Below are 19,805 nucleotides of genomic sequence, written 5' to 3'. Positions count from 1 at the left end.
TTCTCCTACTTTCTGGCTTTTAAGACGGTTTCTTCATAGGCTTTCACTTCTGATAGCCAATCCAGACCTGCTGGTACCCCTTGGCTTTCACAGAAGTAATTCCAAACATCTGCATACGGATAGTCTTTTAATTCTTCCGTCATGGCTAAACGAGTGGTGAAATCACCTGACAATTCGATTGCTTTTAGTTCTTCAATCGGTTCTAGCATCGCTTTTAGCAACGCTTTTTGAGTATTGCGCGTCCCGATCACCCACGCAGCGACCCGATTGATCGTCGCATCAAAGAAATCTAACCCAATGTTGGTTTTTGGCAATAAGTCATTGCGAACCAATTCGCGGCCAATCTCTTGCAATTCATCGTCCATGATCACGACATGATCACTATCCCAGCGTACAGGACGGCTGACATGCAGCAAAATGCCTTTGCTGAATAGTGCCAATGAAGACAATTTATTGGAGATCACTTCGGTTGGATGGAAATGTCCAGCATCCAAACAAATCAATTTATCGCGCGTCAAGCCATAGCCCATATAAAATTCATGAGAGCCGACGGTGTAGGCTTCGGCACCAAGACCAAACAACTTGCTTTCCACGGCATCTACCGTGTATTCCGCTGGCAATTCTTCAGCAAAAATCTCATCTAATGCTGTCATCAAGCGTTCCCGTGGTGTAAAACGATCGATCGGGTTGTCTTTGTAGCCATCTGGCACCCAGAAATTATTGACACAGACTTGCCCAGTTTCTTTCCCCATATAGGCAGCGATTTGACGAGAACGTTTGCCGTGTTCGATCCAGAACTGACGAACTTCTTCATCTGGTGAAGCAAGGGTAAAGCCATCTTTGAACATGGGATGTGAGAAAAAGGTTGGATTGAAGTCTAAACCTAAGCCTTGTTCCTTCGCCCAAGCGACCCATTTTTCAAAATGCTTCGGCTCCAATTCATTTAGATCCACTGCTTCCTCGGTGTCTAAATAGATGGCGTGAAGGTTCAATTTGTGTTTTCCAGGAATCAAAGAGTAGGCTTTTTCTAAATCTTGGCGCAACTCCTCTGGGGTATGGGCAGCACCAGGATAATTCCCCGTTACAGAGATCCCACCAGATAATGCTTCATCACTCAAAAATCCTTGGACATCGTCCCCTTGCCAAACATGCATCGAGATTTTCACATCGGCTAATTTTTTCAAAACCGCATCCGTGTCGACGCCTAATTTGGCATATGCTGTCTTAGCTTCTTCATAACGCTGTTGAATCGTTGTCATTTTTTTCCTACTCCTTCTATAAAACGTTGATAGTTGCTTAAAATCTTGTGATCAAAAGGCTGTGGTTCATGAACACTGCAAGGAAATGAGTGTTTGACCGCGCGGCGTGCTTCAGCCAGCGACGTGAAGATGCCAGCACTCATCATCTGCATTAAAAGATTACCGATCGCCGTTGCTTCACTTGGGCCAGCTTCGATCGTCAGCTGCGCAACATCAGCCGTCAGTTGATTTAAAAAGCGATTGTTGGAACCGCCCCCCACGATATGCAGTTTTTGCAGCTTGCTCGTCGTACCTGTCAGCTGTTCCAGCTTTTGCAATTCACTGGCATAGCAAAGCGCTAAGTTATCATACACACAGCGAGCCAGTTCCCCTGCGGTTTCTGGAACTTTCTGCTGGGTTTCTCGACAATACGCTTGCAGTTCAGTAATCATGTTTTCTGGATTCAAAAAACGAGGATCATTGACATCGACAAACTGTTGAAAAGCAGGTGTTGCTTGCGCCAATTCCGCCAATTCTGCATAGGAATACTGATAGTCTTGCTGCCGAGCCACTTCTTGGATCAGCCACATGCCCATGATGTTTTTTAAAAAGCGAATCGTGTTGTGGGCACCCCATTCGTTCGTATAATTTTCATTAAAGGCGGCAAGGGAAACATTGGGTACTTTGGTTTCGATCCCCAGCAATGACCAAGTCCCGCTGCTGATGTAGCCCCAATCTGCCCCCTCTCCAGGTGTACCGATGATCGCTGATGCCGTATCATGACTAGCGACAGTGACAAAGGTCGCTTGTGGCAAATCATAGGCTGGAAACTTCTGTGTTTGCAGTGTGCCTAAAACCGTTCCAGCATCAACCAATGGTGGGAATAGGCCTTCTGTTACGCCGATCTCAGCTAACAATTCTGTATCCCATGTTTGGGTGTTGGCATTTAGAAGCTGCATCGTCGAAGCATTGGTTTTTTCCGTGACCATCTTGCCAGTAAAAACGTAGCCCAAGAAGTCTGGAATCAGCAGCAGCTTGTCGGCTTTTTGCAGCAGTTGCGCTTCTTCTGCGGCTAACTGAAAAATCGTGTTGAAGGGCTGCAGCTGAATGCCTGTTTTCTCATACAGTTTTTGCAAAGAATAGCGCTGACCAAAAGCCGCGATCGCATCATTGGTGCGACTATCTCGATAAGCGACTGGGTCGCCTAAACGTTCGCCTGCTTGATCGATCAAACAGTAATCCACTGCCCAGGTGTCGATTCCGACGAAGCAGTCATTGATACCTGCTTGTTTCACTTTTTGCAGTCCTATTAAAATCTCTTGGATCAAATAATCGATCGCCCAACGGTCAAAGCCTTCATGAGGACGAAAGCCGTTTTTAAAGCGATGGATCTCTTCTAAAGTGATCTGCTCATTTTCCCAACGGCTCAGCATCAGACGACCGCTTGATGCACCGATATCGATTGCGATAAATGTGTTCACTGGTCTCCACCTTTCATTATCTTGTTTAAAAATAAATCGATTACAATTCACTGATTCATTCTTGTTGCCTCAATTTTAGCTTGACAATCAACGAGTTTCATCACACAATTTTGATAAAGACTTGCACAATCTTGGTAAAAAGGAGGATCCGATGGATTACTGGGAAAAAGCCAACCACTCATGGTCAACTGATTCACTGCGTTACATCAATACTTCAACCCAAAAGCAGCGTGAACTTTTCTATTACATTCAAGAAATCGGCTATTTCAAAGCCAGCAAACCTTACTTTACAGAACGAGAGAACCTGCCTTCTTATTTGATCAAATATACATTGTCCGGCTGCGGTGAATTGCGCTACAAAGGAAAAAGCTATCAATTGAAAGCAGGTGATGTGTTTTTTATCGACTGCCTAGACTATCAGTACTACCACACCGTTAGTCAAGAGCCCTGGGAAATGGACTGGATCCATCTATATGGCGCCAACGTCGCAGCGTTTTATGAGGAATTCCTCAAAAATGGCAGTCCAGTTTTTCACACCAATCCTGCCAGCAGCCGCCAAAATCCGATCCATTTGGTCTTACAAGATTTATTGATGTTACAGCCAGAACCAAATGCGAAAACTGCCTTCCAAAGCTCTGTTTTGATTCATCAGTTGCTCAATGAACTGCTCCTGCAAAAATATCATCTCGACTTTTCGGAAAGTGAAATCCCGCCTTATATTTTGCAGATTCGTGACCAGCTAGAAGAAGATTTCCGTCAAGGGATCACCTTGGAATCTTTGGAGGAAAGGTATCATATCAATAAGTATCAAATCGTCAAGGAGTTCTCCAAATATATGGGCTTGCCCCCCATCGAGTACCAGATCAGCAAACGCATCTCTTATTCGAAAGACCTTTTACGCTATTCTCGGCTTTCCATCAAAGAGATCTCATTGGCGATCGGCATCGAAAACACCGCCTATTTCAGCCGTTTATTCAAGAAAAAAGTCGGCATTTCACCTAGTGATTATCGACAGACGGAGAATGGACGGTAACTATTTTTCTTTACAAAAAACAGCCCTTGCCGGCACCTTTTCGATAGGCATTGCTGGCAAGGACTGTTTAGAAACGATAACAAAAGAGCAGCTTTTCTGGTGACTATTCATTGCTGCGTCTAAAAAAATAAAGACATTTTTGAGAAATGAATGTCTATACTATCTCATAAAATGCTTTTTAAAATTCGCATCGCCAGTCAGCAGCTGGCGATGCGATAATCTAACCGCTGAAACAATTGCAGAAACACTGTATCAACTGCTGTGTTTTTCCTCAAACTCTTTCTTACTTTTCTCATAAAATCTGTTAATTAAATAGAACAGCAGTGTGCCCGCACAAAGAATACCAATTGCTAAATAAAAAGCATAAACTTTTGTTCCTGTCGCATCTGAGATCATACCTGTTATTGAAGGAACCAGCACAGAGGCGGACATTCCAAAGAAATTAAAGACACCATAAGTAGTTGCTATACTTTTTCTGGGGGCATATTGTCCTAGCCAAGAAATGATAATCGGTTCAACTGCTAATTTCCCTAAAAATCCATACGCTATAATCCCAAAAATCAGCAAGGATGGATTTGATGTCGTGACTGTGATAAACAGCACAAAGGCAGCTGCGATTTCCAGAAAAATAATGATCGTCACTTTCTTACTTGGAATTCTGTCTGCAATTCGGCTAAAAACCAAGGCACCAGGGATTGCAGCGAAAAAAACTAAAGAAGAAATCACCCCGATTGCAGTTCCTTGAAACCCTCTTTCAGTTTCTAAAAAGTTTGGCAGCCATGTGTCAATTAAATAATACGCATACAATGTTGAAAAATAGAGAATATAGGCTGAAATCATTGGAAGCTTAAATAAACCTTTTAAAGAGCTTCTACTTTTTTTAACAGGCGCGTTTTCTTTCTTCGATGCAGGCAGTTCTTCGCGAATAAATTTCTGGAAAATGACAATCATGATTAAAACTAAAATAGCTGTTATGTATAGTAAAGACTGCCAGGGTAAAATCCCTTCTCCAACGAAAAAACTAGAGGAAATCAGACCAAGACCGCTTCCAACCGCAGTTCCACTATTTACGATAGCAGTTGCCAAACTTTTTTTGTTTAACGGAACATGTTCAGTCGTTAATGAATAAGCTGCACCATAGTAGGTTCCGCAACCCACTCCAGCAAGGATACTTCCAATAAAAACCGTCGAAATTCTCTGAGAGAGCGCAACTACCAAAGTACCTATGCCTAAAAGCAGAAACCCAGGGATTAAAATTTTCTTTTTTCCAAGACGATCAACCAAAATACCAGAAGGAATCTGCATACATACATATCCTAAAAAATAAAAGCTGGAAATATTTCCCAGACTTGCATCGCTTGCTCCGCCAAAAAAACTGCTAATGATTGGATAAATGGGTGTTAAGATCGTTCGATAGATCCAAATAACAATCCAGCCGGCTGTTAAGACAAAAACGATCTGCTTCCAGTAGGGAGCTCGCTCACGTTCTGTTTTTTCTCTCATTTCACACGTCCTCCCTGAATTTAAAATTACGATGAACCGCGGAAAAATCCGCAGTTCATCGAATGAATCGTTTCAGTTAGAAAAATTTTCCAGAGAATGCTTCTGTTACTCCAGTTTCTTGACTATAAATCGTTTCTCCGCGTAAAATCGTTTGCACGACTTGCGCGCCAATCTCACGACCAATATATGGGCTGATTTTGTTGCGATACTCTAAGTCCTCTGCTTTTAGTATATAAGGCGCGTTCGGTTTAATAAGAACAAAGTCGGCATCTTTTCCGATACTGATGCGTCCTTTTGAGTGCAGATTATAACGATCAGCAGGATTTTTTGCTATTATATCGGCAAACATTTTCAAGCTCATCCCTCGCTTTTGGACACCTTCGTCAAAGAGAACGTCGACATTGTTTTGAACCCCAGAAATTCCTCCCCATGCTTCAAAAGCATTTTCTTTGTCTTTCAAATCTGGCGTACAAGGAGAATGATCGGAGGTTATAAAAGATATTTCACCGGCTAAAACCTTTTCCCATAATGCTTCACGAGCAGATAAATCACGAATTGGCGGTGAACATTTCACTACAGGGCCAATCGAGTCGAGCTCGGCTGTATGAAAGTATAAATAATGCGTACACGTTTCGCATGTTACATCCACACCTTCAGCGCGAGCTTTCGTGATTTCTTCTACACCTTCTGGACAAGCAACATGGACAATATGGATGCGGCAGCCAGTTTCTTTTGCAAGAAGAATGGCACGGCGAATAGGTTCCACTTCCGTAAAGACAGGACGCGTGTTGACATACGCTTCAAGTGTGGTCTCTCCATTTTTATATGCTATTTCACCTAACTTATCAGTGATAGGGGCGTTTTCCGCATGGATGGCCAACACTTTTCCAGTTTTAGCTATTTGCTTCATTCCTTCATATAATGAATAATCGTCAACATTCATGAAATCGCCGTCAATTGTCCGATCGCCGCAAGTCCCCATGAAACATTTATATGCAGTGACGCCGCCTTCATCCAGTTCTTGAATACCACCGTCTAAGTTTAACGGAGTAAGCCCGCCGAATGAGGCAACATCTACCCGCAGTTTATTTTTTCCTGCTTGGTACTTGATAGCCAAACTCTCTGCATCGGTTGTTGCAGGAACTTGATTTAACGGCATTTCCATAAATGAAGTAACGCCGCCTTTGGCGCACGATGCGGTTCCAGTTTCGTATCCTTCCCAATGATCACGATAACCTCCGCCAGGATCAGTAATATGAACATGAGCATCTAGCATACCGGGACTTACTACCAGTCCTGAGGCATCAATTGTTTGAGCGCCAGTCAGATCTTTTCCGATCGCCGATATTATCCCGTCCTTGACTGCAACATCCGTTTCTACCTCTCCATTTTCCAAAATTACTAAACCATTCTTTATAACCAAATCATGACTCATTCTACTTCCTCCTTTTTAATTAACGGCTTCTTCAGTATTATCTTCAGAGCCTAATTTCTTTAAACCAACGTAGATAATGAATGCACAGGAAAATCCAACTAACCATGAAACATTAGAAACCGCTTGCAATACTGGAATAAATTGTCCGCTAAATGAAATCAGCAGCGCAAGAATGGTTGCGGTGTAGGCTTGTCGATTCAGCCCGCGATAGCTATTTTTGGTATTGTCCTTTTTGCGATCAATATACAAATCGTCTAAACAAATGGTTTGTTTCCCGATAAAAAAATAATGCGCAATCATCACACCGGCAACCGGCCCCAATACAGCGCCAATTGAATTCAAGAAAATAAAGATACTGTCCGCATTTTCCATTAACTTCCACGGCATAATCATGAAACTTATCAAGCTTGCAATGATAACCCCTTTCTTGTAATTGACCTTTGTTGGAAACAACGCAGACAACTGATACGCTGCAGGAATAATATTACCGGTAGCATTCGTAGAGATTGTGGTAAGTAAGAAAACCGTCATTGCAATCACGACTGCAGGAAAACTGTCCCAGCGTTCCACAATATTCAACACATTCCACTCTTGAATGCCATAATGAATGGACCCGCCGATTAAGATCGCAGCACTGGAGAATGCAAAAATAATATAAGCAACCAGCAGACTTGCCATCTGTCCAATCGTTTGGTCTCTAGTGGACTTGGCATTTTGCGTAAAGTCAGAGACACTTGCTCCCGGCGCAGCCCAAACTGCTAAGACAGAATTAATAATCATAAAATAGGCAAAAATCGGGTTGACACTTTGCGCTGCACCGCTTGTATCAAAAGCTAAGATTTCACCTATCCCTCCAGCGGCTTGAATAGCCCACACCGCCATTCCTCCGAATACCAGATAGATTAACGGACTTAAGATCGCTGTAAATTTATTAAGAATGTTTCCACCGCCAAGTCCAATCAGCATATTGATCAGCCAAAAAAGTGTAAATGCAATGAGTCCAGGAATACTGATACCGAAAAAATCGGCAGAGCCGCCAAGCGTCAAAAATTCGGGCCAAATTTTACCGATCAATACTAAAAGTGCTAAAGAGCCGGTATAGTTCTGCAAGCCAAACCAAGCAATCGCAGCCACACACCCTCGTAAAAATCCTGGCAATTTTGCTCCGACATCCCCATAGACCGATCGAAGATGGATAGCAAAAGGAATGCCATATTTCGAACCAGCTCTTCCATTCATGGTCATGAATAGCGCAACGACAAATGCGCTGAGTATAAGGGCTAACATCACATTAATGGGAGACAAACCTAGGAACAAGAAACCGCCGACAGCCGTATAGGTGGGGATGTTATGTACCGATCCCATCCAAAGTGTAAAATAGTTTTTTGTTCCCATATTTCTTTTCTCACGTGTTTTAGGAAGCATATCTTCGTTGTACCCTCTTTCCCGGTATCGTGCGGCTTCCTCTTCTGAAACTTGGTAATCTTTATTTTCCACTATTCCTCCTCCTTGTCTTTATTTGTCTCGATCGATCATTTTCACAAACAAAATGCTGATAGCTATCGCAAATGATTCAGAGATGATCAATCAAGCGAATCCGTATAGAAGATTGATATAAAAGCGTTTTCATGTGTTATTCATATTGTAATGTGCGAATCGTTTCCTTACATTTAACAGGAAACACAAATATTTTTATACGTTTGTGCAAATTAGCTAAAAATAAATTTATTTTTTGATTAAAATAATCATAAAGAAGGTAAAAAACTTATTTTGTTGAAGGTTAATACCTGTTTTTCTCATTTAACCATTTTCTTGTCTTTGCTTGTCTTTTCTACATTCGTCTTTTTGCATCCTTTATCCCTATCATGTAAAACTTAATCTGGTATTTGCTCTCCTCTCTCCCCTGTATCATTTTTCTCGTTATGATCGGCCTTTGATCAATCAGCCAGTCAAAGAATCAATTCACTTTGTCATTCTTCACTGCTCAATAGCAAGACGGACAGAAACTTTCCCCCCGTGTTCCTCTTCAACAAATTCAGTACCTGCTATAGCAAGAAATCAGCGCCATAGTTTTCCAGATACGTTTTTTAAGGAAAGTCGAGCGAACTTTGGGGAATTATCAAGGAAAAAGCAGTATTTCTCCTAATGCTTATTGAAAAAACAACCGGCAAAGCTTTTTCATAACTCAAAAAAAACAGCAGGTGAAGCCATGAACAAAAATGACTGCACTTGCTGTTTTACTTATTTGAAAAGTTGGCATGTTTATTGATTCGTTTCAATAATGATCGCCAGATCCTCCGACTGATTCAATTTAGGGTTTCTTAAGGCACGATATCCGTCAGTTACAACGACGGTAAACGCCTTTTTTTGCTGGATCGTAAAGGTAAGTAACTTTATAAGTAGACGATCTTTTAGATTACCGTTCACTATCAGCCGTACATTCGCTTCGGAGACGATTTTTTGTACCTGCTTAATGCTTTGAAATACATTGACGGAAAGCTCTTTAAATGTGACAAAATGGATCACTTTTTTGGGATGACTGCCCAATAAAAGATCGACATCTGTTAGTGGCTCCTTGCTTGTCGCTTGTCTGTTTAAGAGATAATCCATTATTTTGTTCATCATATCCCCCCTTTTCATTTCTCACTGCTTGCTTTTTCAACCGATCGAATCCTCTAGGTGGCAAACTGGCTCTGATAGATCTCGCTATATAGTCCTTCTTGCTGAAGTAATTCTTGATGGCTACCTTTTTCAACGATCGTTCCTTTATCCATTACAAGAATCAAATCAGCATTTTTAATGGTGGACAAGCGATGAGCGATCACAAAGCTGGTGCGTCCACCCATTAAATTATCCATTGCTTTTTGGATTTCGACTTCTGTTTTCGTATCCACACTGGAGGTTGCTTCATCCAATAGTAAGATATGGGGATTCGCTAGAAACGCTCTGGCAATACACAGCAGTTGTTTTTGCCCTTGAGAAAGATTTGCTGTTTCATCACTAATCACTGATTCATACCCCTTCGGCAATGTGCGAATAAAATAATCCGCATGGGCCATTTTTGCGGCTTCAACGATTTCAGCCTTCGTTGCCTTATGACGGCCATAAGCAATATTGCTACTGATGGTGTCATTACTTAACCATGAATCCTGCAAGACCATTCCAAAAAGCGAGCGTAAGTGATGCCGTTTGAATTTCCTGATATCTAATCCATCAATCGTGATCGAACCATCATTCAATTCATAAAAACGCATCAGTAGATTGATGAGTGTTGTTTTCCCAGCGCCTGTTGGTCCGACGATCGCTACTTTTTGGCCTGCTTTGACCTGAAAATTGACCCCATCCATCAGTAAATCTTTGCCATAGCCAAAGCGGACATTTTCAAAGCGAATGTTTCCTTTCGGCAATTCTGTCAAATTCACACCAGCAGAATCGTTCAATTCCTCTGTTTCGTCTAAAACGTCAAACACTCGCTCTGCCGAAGCGATCGCTGCTTGAAATGAATTTGCGACATAGCTGGCTTCTGCTAATGGTTCCGAAGCTTGGTTGACATATTGGAAAAATGCCTGAATATCACCAATCGAAAGTCTCCCTTCAATCGCTAATTTCGCACCTAATGCAGCAATAATGACATATCCTGCTTGATTGGCTAAACGAATCAATGGCGTAATGACATACATGCCAAATTGTGCCTTTTTATCATCTTGATACAACTGCTGATTCGCTGCTTGCGTACGCTCATTGACTTCTTCTTCAAGGGTAAATACCTTGATTTCTGTTTGAGCCGAAAAGTATTCTTCGATACGAGAGTTGAAGACTCCTAACGAGCGTTGACGATTGGCAAAATACTTACCGATTTTCACACTAACGAGCGCGGTAAGTAGAATGCCCGCAAGGATCGTAGCCAATGAAACCAAAGTCATCGTGTAGTTGATGCGCCACATTAAGAATAACGCACCGATAATCGTTAATACTGAGGTAAACAAACGCATGATCCCAGACTGCAACACCTCGTTGACTCGTTCCAAGTCATTTGACACACGACTCAAAATCTCTCCTTTTTGACGATCATCATAAAATCTCAGAGGAACGTTCGTTAGTTTTTCGCTCAATTCTTTCCGCAAGGTGAGCACGAGTTTCTGAGAAACAGTTGCCATCAAGTATTCTTGCATATACATCATTCCCGCACTGAGACTATACAAAGTCAAAAGGACCAGCATGACTCTTCCAAGTTCCCGAAAATCGATAGCAGCTGGACCAGCTCCCATGAGCATTGGCATAACTCCTTCGACGATCAAGTCGATTCCTTCACTAAAAATCAGTGGTGCTCTAAGCGTCAAAACGACACCCATGCTGGCAGACAGAAAAGCTGCCAGCAGACGTCCTTTTTGCTGCATCAAATAGTTGACTAAACGGGTTAGTGTTTCTTTGCTGTTTCGAGCTTTATCTAATGAAAATTCAGCGTCGATAGTTCCAACTGACTGCTCATTATTTTCTTGATTCAAACGAGTTCCTCCTCACTCAATTGTGATCTTGCAATATCTAGATAATGTGGGCAGGAACGTAACAGCTCGTGGTGCGTTCCTTTCCCTACGACGTTCCCTTCGTCTAAAACAATAATCTGATCTGCATCCTTGATCGTACTGATTCGCTGCGCTGCATAAATAACGATTGCCTCTTTCGTTTCTTCTTTTAACGCTTTACGCAAAGCGGCATCTGTTTTAAAGTCCAGTGCGGAAAAACTATCGTCAAAAACATAGACTTGAGGCTTTTTCATCAGCATTTTGGCAATAGCCAAACGCTGTTTTTGCCCACCAGAGAAGTTTGTCCCACCTTGGGCGACAGGAGCATCTAATCCATTTGGCAATGATTCGATGAAGGCAGACGCTTGGGCGATCGTTACTGCATGGTTCATCTCCTCCTCGGTTGCATTCTTGTTTCCATGGCGAAGATTATCCGCGATCGTGCCACTAAATAGGAATGCTTTTTGAGGAACAAAACCGATCTTTTGGCGCAGCTGCGTTTGCGGCAGCTCTGCCAGCGATCGACCATTCAATAAAATTTCGCCCCCTTGGACATCAAACAATCTGGGAATCAATTTTGCAATCGTACTTTTCCCGGACCCTGTTCCACCGATAATTGCTGTTGTGGTTCCCGCTTCACAGCTAAAACTCACATTATGCAGCACAGGGTTTTCCGCATCGCTGTAACAAAAGCTCACCTGTTTGAATTCTAATTTCGTTGGCTTTGTTTCACTAAGTTTTTCTGCACCATCTACGATTTCTGGACGATGATCCAACACTTCCCGGATTCGTTTCGCACACGTGATTGCTCGCGGCATCATGACAAAAGAAAACAGTGCCATGACTGAATAAAAAAGAATATTCATCGCATATTCCATCACTGCTGTAATGTCACCGATCTGCATCTCCCCAGTTGTGATCCGATCAGCCCCAAACCAAACGATCGCCACAGTTGCTATATTCAAAATCAATAAAATCAGCGGCATCATCAGAGCAAACCAGCGATTGATCCGAATGTTCAACTCTGCAAATGCATGGAATGACTCATCCATTTGCCGCTGCTCTAATTTTGTTCGGTTGAAAGCACGAATCACCCGAATCCCGGAAAGAAATTGACCCACTCGCTCATTGATCCGATCCAATCCCGTTTGAACTTTTTCAAAAATAGGCAGTACTTTCTTGATCAGCAAAACAGCGATCGTTACGAAGATAACCATCGTGATAAAGATAATCAACGCCATTTGCGGCTCTCTTAAATAGGCCAGAACCATCCCGATAATGACGACAAACGGCATCGGCAGTAACATCTCAAAAAACATACTCAGCATTGTTTGGACTTGTTCTACATCATTCGTTGCTCTCGTGATCAGCGAAGAGGTTTTGAACTGTTTGAAATCTTGCACAGACAACTGCTGGGTTTGCTCAAACAGTTGACTGCGCAGATTACGTGAGAACTTTGTCGAAACTTCCGCTGCTAAATACGTCGAGAAAATCGCTGCTGCTCCCGTTCCGCCAGCGACCAAAAGCATCATTCTCCCGGTTTGATAGACCTGATCTAAGTTTGCCTGTAACACCCCGTCATTTAAAATGGTGGCAGTCAAGGTTGGCAAATACAAAGTTCCCAGCACTTGCAAGCTGATAAATACGAGCAAAAGCAACAGCTTGTTTTTGTTTATTTTGGCTCGTACAAATAAATTCCACATAAATCTACACTCCTTTAATCATAGTTCCCTTTGTCAGTTCAAATAAAACTGAGAAAAACTCTTTTCATCAAATAATCGAAGCTTTTTCTTTTTTAACGACCGAACAAAAGGTATACTCTAGTTATAAAGTATCCCTTAAAGGGAAGGTCAAGGAGAAATTTATGGAGACCAAACATTTGATCACCATCGGTCAATTAGCAAAAATCAGCGATGTCCATGTGAAAGCCTTGCGGTATTATGAGCGAATCGGTCTTTTGCCACCCACTTACGTCAATCCTGAAAATGGGTATCGCTACTTCAGCCATACCCATGTCTATCTAATTGAAGTCATTCGACTATGGACAGATCTTCAGCTTCCATTAAAAACACTGAAAGAATTCGTTTCTACAGACGGCGTCCAAGTCGAACTAACAAATTTGATCGATTTTGCCACGAAAGCGGCAATAGAGAAAATAGCGGAAATGAAAGAAAAAGTTACCTTATTAACCGAAATAAAAACGGAGATCCAACGTTCGGAAGAAATCAAAAAGCGTGAAGTTGTCCACACATTGGAAATTCCTGAAGCTCATTTTTGGCTGGTTCCTTATGAAGGAAAAATTGGTGATATTGCTTACCATAAAAAAATGGCAGCGGCTTATGATACCATCGTTTCACATCAGCTAACGCCTACCTATGAGTGTGGCTTGATCAGCTTTGTCGACCAGAATAAGTTCGAGACCTATCTCTTTATCGAATTAGCAAAATCAAGTGTGCTTGAAGAAATGGAACAAATCCTTCATTTACCAGCAGCAACCTATGTCACCCTAACAACAAAGGAATCAAACATCCAAAAAGCAAGTACCGTCTTTTCAGACCTTTTGCGTACATCAAAACCTCGCGTCCTGTTCCAAACGGAACTTTTTTCAGAAGTCGTTAATGCTGATGCCTTCAGTTATGAGATTTGTTGTTCGCTATAAGAAACGTTTTGTATGTCAGCCGTTCCTTTTATTGATGTGCATTCCGTATAAATCAACCTTCAGGCACCACAAAAGCCGATCCTCTCTAGAGTAGGATCGGCTTTTATCAGCGGTTGGCTCTTTTTGATTGCTTGATTTGCTTCAACAAGGGTCGTAATGTGCCTTCCCTCTAGCTCTACGGTGGCAACACCGATATGGGTCGAAAGTTCGACATCTTGCTCACTGGTCAAGACGATCACATGCTTTGTCGGAACTAAGGCAGCAACTACAACATCAAAGAAAAAGAAGAAATGATCCTATTTTGCCACTTGTTTAAATAAAAAAATGTGGCATAAGTTAACTATTCATGTTCTAAACAAAACAAAAAAAGAGTGGCTACCCACTCTTTGATTTTTAAATAAGTTATTTATTGGTTAAACCATTATCTGCTATTTTATTGGTCGCTAACTAAAATTGCTCAACTGATAAATTTATTTCAACCAACTCATCCCTAATACACCAACAATATAGAGCAAGCTACCAAGAGCAACAAATTGCTTTTCTCTGCCAACTTTTCGTTCTTTTAAGAAAATAATACTTCCATAGGTGGCAACAAGTAAGCTCATTTGAGAAAATGAATAGGTTACGCCTACACCCAAAGAAGACGACACAGCGAATAACGAAGCATTCGCGAGAACCCAAGTGCTACCAGTACCTAAATTGCGGATTATTTTGCGGAAACGCAGTTGTTTCTTACTTTTCAAGGAAATCACGCTTCCCCCGAGAAACATCCCTACTGCCTGAGGCAAGTAAATCTGTGCGCCACTTATCTGAAACAGACCAGTGACTGTCACATATAGCATCAAAAAAGCTGAAGAACAACACAGATAAAGAAGTACTTGCTGTGACAAGCTTGTTTTCTGATGAGATGTCTTAGTTACAAGGAAAACACCTGTTAGGATGACTCCTAGTGCCATGATTGAGAAAATTACAGTCGTTAAATCTTTCCATTCTTTGAGAAAGAAGCCAGATGCTAATGTAACAAATAATAATTGGGTACCGACGGAGACGGGCATTACTTTAGAAACCTCCGCTTTTTCCAAAGCGAGAAATTGGAAGTATTGTCCGCAAGCCCAAAAACCCCCAGATAATAAACTGATGAAAAATGGCACCATGGCATAACTCACTTGATTCAAAAAACCAAATACACTACCGAAAATCAAGGCTGCGATTGTTGTTCCTAGCAGTTGTTCCTCTGATTTCCCTCCCATCAATTTAGCGACGATTGGCATTAAGCCCCATCCTAGTGCAGGCAGTGAGGCAAGCAATAAAAGTTGTACGGACATAAAAACTCCTTCTAAACATTGTAAAAAGCGAGAACACAAAATCTTGTAGAGGAAAACGTTACAGAAGCAATTCCTTCTCGACAAATTTTGTGTTCTTTATTCCTAGTTTTTAGTTAATAAATAGGTTGCTACCCCATAAGCATGGATGATATGATCCGCTTCAAGCGGTTCTTCTAATGCATTGATTCGTTGACATGCGTACCCATTAAATAATTTGTTTGGCTCAAGAGATCGTTCTTTGTTCGTTGAATTGACGAAGCGGATAACGATTCCCTCAGAGTAATACGCATTATGAAGCGCGCTGACTCCCACACCTGGTTCTAAGCTGCAGGACAACAAAGAAAGAGACATGTCGGTCAGAGATAATGGATCAATGCGCTTTTGAATTTTATTATCTATGCGATAAATAAAGTAATTCAAATCTTGCAATTGATAAGAAATCGATGGCTGTTCTTTAACAGTTTTCCAAGTAGCCAACAACTCTTCAGAAAGAGCTGTTGATGCAACTCGCAGGGAAAAATCGAAGACCATCTCATAGTTTTCCATTTGAGCAAGAGGCGTTTCCATCATAATATGTCCCTTTTTGGTTGTATCGCCAGAAGCGCGACCTGGTCGATACAACAAATCCGGTTTTCCAAGGGAGTCGGTTGTAGCTAGTACCGTTACATATAAGGAGTCGTCGAGATATTCATACTCTTTGCTCTGCTCACTATAAAAAACGAGGGCGTTTTCTTGATCATAAACAACCACTTGTTTTTCAAATGGTTCAATATTGACGGGTTTTTCTGCATATTTTTCTTGCCAATTTTCCAGTGTTTGATTTCTCTTTTCAAGATAACCAAATTGAATGGCTGCAACCGCTCTTTCTATCGGCTTGTTTAGTCGAGCTTTCACTCGAATCCGATGATTTAAAAGCGTATTTTTAAAACGTAGCTTTGCGTTTACCTCACCGTTTTTTGTCAGTTGGAGGATCAATGTATAGGCGAATGTTTTGGTTGCGATCCCTTTCATCCGTTCTTCGATCGTATACGGTAAATTTAAACTTCCTTCCAAAACCAATGTTTCTTGCTTTCCTTTGCAGCTGGCAAAAGAAAGCGTGATCGGTTGATCATTCAAAATAGGCGAATAGTCATACGTATCACCGGCATTACTATCATCGATGATCGACAAGAAATCCACGATCTGTTGTTTTCCATCTGAATAAATCAGGTGGCCGTCTTCAAAAGAAAGCGTGTATTTCCCATTTCTAATCCATGGGTTTTGATCTAAAGACAATTCAGGAGTTATCTCTTGCTCTTCAAATGTAAAGACTCGATAACCAAGGCCTGAAAAGGCACAAGTCACTTGAACAGTTAACAGATAATACCCCTCTTCTTCAATAAAACGGTTGCCAGCAGGCGTTTCTTCCATAATATTTTTCCTGCTTGGGATATACACTGCTTCAAGAACAGATGAATCAGCTCCAATAACCTTGATATTGTTGGTCCTGGATACGATCTTAACGAATTTCTCCCCTTGAAATGGCACTGGTGTTGGATGAAGAATCAGAAATTGATTGGCTTGTAAAGCGAGTCCTTCACTGATTCTTTTTAAAATCAAATTTTCAATACTAGCACAAATCTCACTGATTTCTTTTACTCGATGACTGATATCTTGAGCAACACTATCTGATACACAGCCTGCCAAACTATCATGGGCTTGACATTCAAATAACTTTTTCCAAGCTTTCATTAGCAATCGATTACTTAATTCAATCCCTAAATCTTTCGCAATAACTAGCATTGGTTCAATTTCTAAAACTAATTTGTTTTCTAATCGAAAAATCTCACGTTTCAGATCCATTCGTACAGAACCAATTGTTTTGTGGACCCGAGCAAAAACCGGTGCACGAAACTCTCCTTGATAAACTTCCAGTTCTTTTTGACGGACGATCTCCATAAATGCTGGATAGGTGCTCAATTGATACTTGTATTTTCCAAGCTGATTGATTTTCGTTAGTTTTTCTTCTATGTCAGAAACAATGCCTAACTGATCATTTCCAGTTGGAATCAAGATTTCAGGTTCATTCGCGTAGCTCTTAATAAAATCGACACCTTTATCGAGTCTGCCATCTACATAACTGCTCGTTGGCTCCAATTGCTGCTGTGCACCATATCCTTGAGGAAAATTCACCGCATACAGTGAATCTTGCCCACTTAAACTCGTCCATTTAAAGTAAGGGGATTTGACCTGTTCCCCTAAATCGATGCCTCGCCAAAAGATAATGTTATCAAGTCCAACTTCGTTCAATATGGTTGGCATTTGAGCATTAAAACCAAATGTATCTGGCAAATAGCCGATCGGCATATAGCTGCCATATTTTTTGCTATCAAATATACCAATCATGGCATTTCGAATGATGGACTCACCAGAAGCAAAAAAGGCATCTGTTTGGGTGTACCAAGGACCGATGAACAATTGACCATTGGCGATCAACTCTTTGACCTCAGTCAAGCGCTCAGGATAGAGTTCTAAATAATCGTCTAGAATAGACAGTTGTCCATCTAGCACGAAAGAAGCAGTCGGTTGCCTCTTTAGTTCTTTTAGTACATCACTAAATAATTGGTCACTCAAAACGACACAGTCCATTGAAGTAAAATACCATTCACGATCCCAATGGGTGTGGTTTACTATGTGTACATTTGTCATAGCTATGCTTCCCACTGCTCTTCCCAAGCAGCTTCGTCAAATTCTTCCATCGTGGTATCTGTTTCTTTCCCCGCATCTTTTGAACGTAGCAAGCTTGTACAAATCGCAATGAATAATGAGCCAGTAGCAATCAATAAAACATACAGTGGCCATTTTTCTACAGTGAACCAGCCATAAAAACCAGAGATTGGGGCTGTATTGACAGCTCCTAGACCAACAGCCATTGCAGAACCAATCGCTGAACCAATCATATTCACTGGGATCACTTTTAGGGGATTTTCCACCGCAAATGGGATCGCTCCTTCTGAAATGCCTACTAGACCCATAATGATCGACGATTTTCCTGCTTCTTTTAATTCGTTATTGTATTTATTCTTTGCAAAAACAGTCGCTAAGCCTAAACCAATTGGCGGAATAATGATCGCCACTTGCGCTGCAGTGTTTGGTGCATAAACGTTACTTGTCAATAAAGCCATCGCGGTTGTCACAGCTGCCTTATTTACTGGTCCCCCAAGGTCAAATCCAACCATTGCCCCTACAACTGCCGCCATCACGATCGCATTTCCGCCACTCAATCCGTTCAACCATGACTCTAAGCCCACATTGATAGCTGCAAATGGTGTACCAATCACATAATTCACAAGTAGGACAGTGACTAAAGTACCTAAAACAGGAACTAAGAACACTGGAACTACCGATGCCATCGATTTTGGCAGCTTTATATGGTTTTTGATCCACAAGCAGATGTACCCAGCGATCAGGCCTGAAACAATTGCGCCTAAGAAGCCTGCGTTAATGTCTTTTACTAACATACCTCCAACAAGACCAGGGGCAATCCCTAGCTTATCGGAAATCGAATAAGCAATAAATGCCGATATTACGGGAAACATCAATCCTAAAGCAATGCCACCGAATCCATCTAAGCTATGGAGTAATCGGATGATCGTATTCGCACTTTCTCCATGAGAGGCGTCCCAAATATCGACGATCCCAAATATTGATCCGCCTACTCGAGAAATCGCCATGATAACTGCTCCGGCAATCACCAGAGGAATCATATAAGATATTCCTGTTAAAACATGATTTTTCATTTCACTTGCCAACTTTTTCATCTGATTTTCCTCCTCTTTATTGATCAATCAGCTTTAATGCATCTTCAATTACTTTTTCTGCATTTTTTATAGGGGCTGCTACCGGGACTTTGAGGATCTCCTTGCCATTGAAACGCTCTTCATTTCTCACTTTCGTATCAACGGCAAAAATCACGACTTCTCCAATTTGACAATCCCGCTCGTTCAATTCATTTTCGATACCTGTTGCTCCTTGTGTCTCAACCTTGATTAAATCCCCACGTTTCGCTGCTGCTTTTTTTAGCGCCTGTGCCGCCATAAAGGTATGGGCAACTCCTGTGGCACACGCCGTTACTGCAATAATTTTTCTTTTCATTCTTCTTTCTCCTTTTCTTCGTTTTATTCGCTTAATAGTTTCGCGATAATCTCTTTATCTGTTTCGCTTTTCAGCGCTTCTGTGATGTCTTCATCCATCAATTTCATGGCAATTTCTGATAAAATCCGTAAATGGGTGTCTCCTTGATGTTCTTCAGGAATAGCAAGCATAATCACAACCGTTACTGGTTCATCATCTAAGGATTGCCATTCTAATGGTGCCTTTAACCGAGCAAAAACGATTGCGGGTTCAGAAACTGCACGACTTTTTCCATGGGGGATTGCTATATTATTGCCTATTCCTGTGGTCGAGTGATCTTCTCTTTCCATAACTGATTGAACATACTCATTTTCGGATTGAACAATTCCTTCAGTTACCAATATTTTTGCTAATTGACGGACCACTTCTTCTTTAGTGGTTGCCTCTAGACCAAGAACAATATGTTCAAAAGGTAGCAGTGTTTCTATATTCATT

The 19,805-nt window shown here is 41.5% G+C and carries 15 protein-coding genes and 1 pseudogene; 2 read left to right on the top strand and 14 right to left on the bottom strand.

What is annotated here, in order from left to right:
* Positions 1–5: 5 nt before the first annotated feature.
* Entirely contained in the window at positions 6–1,259 is a 1,254-nt protein-coding gene (gene rhaA / locus IGI82_RS04865) for an L-rhamnose isomerase (RefSeq protein WP_016612607.1), read from the bottom strand.
* Positions 1,256–2,671, bottom strand: a complete 1,416-nt coding sequence (rhaB, locus tag IGI82_RS04860) for a rhamnulokinase (RefSeq protein WP_438842595.1) — start codon at positions 2,669–2,671, stop codon at positions 1,256–1,258. Before rhaB ends, rhaA begins: the two co-directional genes overlap by 4 nt.
* 199 nt (positions 2,672–2,870) lie before the next feature.
* On the opposite strand from rhaB, the gene IGI82_RS04855 reads away from it, so the two are divergent.
* On the top strand, positions 2,871–3,752 hold the full coding sequence (locus tag IGI82_RS04855) for an AraC family transcriptional regulator (protein ID WP_438841799.1): 882 nt from the start codon (positions 2,871–2,873) through the stop codon (positions 3,750–3,752).
* Between the two features lie 252 nt (positions 3,753–4,004).
* Here the strand turns inward: IGI82_RS04855 and IGI82_RS04850 are convergent, their stop codons facing one another.
* The 6 genes from IGI82_RS04850 to IGI82_RS04825 all read right to left on the bottom strand — a co-directional run bounded on the left by IGI82_RS04850 (position 4,005) and on the right by IGI82_RS04825 (position 12,916).
* Entirely contained in the window at positions 4,005–5,255 is a 1,251-nt protein-coding gene (locus IGI82_RS04850; RefSeq protein ID WP_413158517.1) for an MFS transporter, read from the bottom strand.
* A gap of 76 nt (positions 5,256–5,331) precedes the next feature.
* Positions 5,332–6,690 carry an allantoinase AllB gene (gene allB / locus IGI82_RS04845; protein ID WP_325816607.1) on the bottom strand — a complete coding sequence of 453 codons (1,359 nt, stop codon included), beginning with the start codon at positions 6,688–6,690 and terminating at the stop codon, positions 5,332–5,334.
* A gap of 15 nt (positions 6,691–6,705) precedes the next feature.
* A complete protein-coding gene (allW, locus tag IGI82_RS04840) occupies positions 6,706–8,187 on the bottom strand; it encodes an allantoin permease (RefSeq protein WP_413158515.1) in 1,482 nt (493 codons plus the stop codon).
* A 765-nt stretch (positions 8,188–8,952) separates the two neighbouring features.
* The gene (locus IGI82_RS04835) at positions 8,953–9,312 is read right to left on the bottom strand and encodes a hypothetical protein (protein WP_413158514.1); all 360 of its coding nucleotides are present in this window, start codon (positions 9,310–9,312) and stop codon (positions 8,953–8,955) included.
* Between the two features lie 53 nt (positions 9,313–9,365).
* The gene (locus IGI82_RS04830) at positions 9,366–11,195 is read right to left on the bottom strand and encodes an ABC transporter ATP-binding protein (RefSeq protein WP_413158513.1); all 1,830 of its coding nucleotides are present in this window, start codon (positions 11,193–11,195) and stop codon (positions 9,366–9,368) included.
* Positions 11,192–12,916, bottom strand: coding sequence for an ABC transporter ATP-binding protein (locus tag IGI82_RS04825; protein WP_413156484.1), 1,725 nt, complete (start codon positions 12,914–12,916; stop codon positions 11,192–11,194). Before IGI82_RS04825 ends, IGI82_RS04830 begins: the two co-directional genes overlap by 4 nt.
* A gap of 161 nt (positions 12,917–13,077) precedes the next feature.
* Between IGI82_RS04825 and IGI82_RS04820 the strand changes: the two genes are divergently transcribed.
* Complete coding sequence (locus IGI82_RS04820; protein WP_167821632.1) at positions 13,078–13,872, top strand: MerR family transcriptional regulator; 795 nt, start codon at positions 13,078–13,080, stop codon at positions 13,870–13,872.
* Between the two features lie 59 nt (positions 13,873–13,931).
* Here IGI82_RS04820 and IGI82_RS04815 read toward each other — a convergent pair.
* From IGI82_RS04815 to IGI82_RS04790, 6 genes and pseudogenes are all read right to left on the bottom strand, one after another.
* Positions 13,932–14,138 (bottom strand): annotated as a pseudogene (locus IGI82_RS04815) (PTS glucose transporter subunit IIA); the annotation flags it as partial.
* 204 nt (positions 14,139–14,342) lie between these two features.
* Positions 14,343–15,197, bottom strand: a complete 855-nt coding sequence (locus tag IGI82_RS04810) for a GRP family sugar transporter (protein WP_413158512.1) — start codon at positions 15,195–15,197, stop codon at positions 14,343–14,345.
* A gap of 102 nt (positions 15,198–15,299) precedes the next feature.
* Complete coding sequence (locus IGI82_RS04805) at positions 15,300–17,885, bottom strand: alpha-mannosidase (RefSeq protein ID WP_413158511.1); 2,586 nt, start codon at positions 17,883–17,885, stop codon at positions 15,300–15,302.
* 2 nt (positions 17,886–17,887) lie between these two features.
* A complete protein-coding gene (locus IGI82_RS04800; protein WP_438841798.1) occupies positions 17,888–19,024 on the bottom strand; it encodes a PTS fructose transporter subunit IIC in 1,137 nt (378 codons plus the stop codon).
* Entirely contained in the window at positions 19,014–19,331 is a 318-nt protein-coding gene (locus IGI82_RS04795) for a PTS fructose transporter subunit IIB (protein WP_008380922.1), read from the bottom strand. Before IGI82_RS04795 ends, IGI82_RS04800 begins: the two co-directional genes overlap by 11 nt.
* A 23-nt stretch (positions 19,332–19,354) precedes the next feature.
* Positions 19,355–19,804: a PTS sugar transporter subunit IIA gene (locus IGI82_RS04790; RefSeq protein WP_086297724.1), complete on the bottom strand. Its 450-nt coding sequence runs from the start codon at positions 19,802–19,804 to the stop codon at positions 19,355–19,357.
* Between the last annotated feature and the right edge of the window lies 1 nt (position 19,805).

The organism is Enterococcus sp. AZ067, assembly GCF_051715005.1.
Classification (GTDB): domain Bacteria; phylum Bacillota; class Bacilli; order Lactobacillales; family Enterococcaceae; genus Enterococcus_D; species Enterococcus_D casseliflavus.
This window is presented reverse-complemented; position numbering and strand designations above follow the sequence as displayed.

Coding starts and splice junctions, on each gene's coding strand:
- IGI82_RS04790 (WP_086297724.1), bottom strand. CDS start 19,804: ATGAATATAGAAACACTGCTACCTTTTGAACATATTGTTCTTGGTCTA.
- IGI82_RS04850 (WP_413158517.1), bottom strand. CDS start 5,255: ATGAGAGAAAAAACAGAACGTGAGCGAGCTCCCTACTGGAAGCAGATC.
- IGI82_RS04855 (WP_438841799.1), top strand. CDS start 2,871: ATGGATTACTGGGAAAAAGCCAACCACTCATGGTCAACTGATTCACTG.
- allB (WP_325816607.1), bottom strand. CDS start 6,690: ATGAGTCATGATTTGGTTATAAAGAATGGTTTAGTAATTTTGGAAAAT.
- IGI82_RS04835 (WP_413158514.1), bottom strand. CDS start 9,312: ATGAACAAAATAATGGATTATCTCTTAAACAGACAAGCGACAAGCAAG.
- IGI82_RS04795 (WP_008380922.1), bottom strand. CDS start 19,331: ATGAAAAGAAAAATTATTGCAGTAACGGCGTGTGCCACAGGAGTTGCC.
- IGI82_RS04820 (WP_167821632.1), top strand. CDS start 13,078: ATGGAGACCAAACATTTGATCACCATCGGTCAATTAGCAAAAATCAGC.
- IGI82_RS04825 (WP_413156484.1), bottom strand. CDS start 12,916: ATGTGGAATTTATTTGTACGAGCCAAAATAAACAAAAACAAGCTGTTG.
- rhaA (WP_016612607.1), bottom strand. CDS start 1,259: ATGACAACGATTCAACAGCGTTATGAAGAAGCTAAGACAGCATATGCC.
- rhaB (WP_438842595.1), bottom strand. CDS start 2,671: ATGCTGAGCCGTTGGGAAAATGAGCAGATCACTTTAGAAGAGATCCAT.
- IGI82_RS04810 (WP_413158512.1), bottom strand. CDS start 15,197: ATGTCCGTACAACTTTTATTGCTTGCCTCACTGCCTGCACTAGGATGG.
- IGI82_RS04805 (WP_413158511.1), bottom strand. CDS start 17,885: ATGACAAATGTACACATAGTAAACCACACCCATTGGGATCGTGAATGG.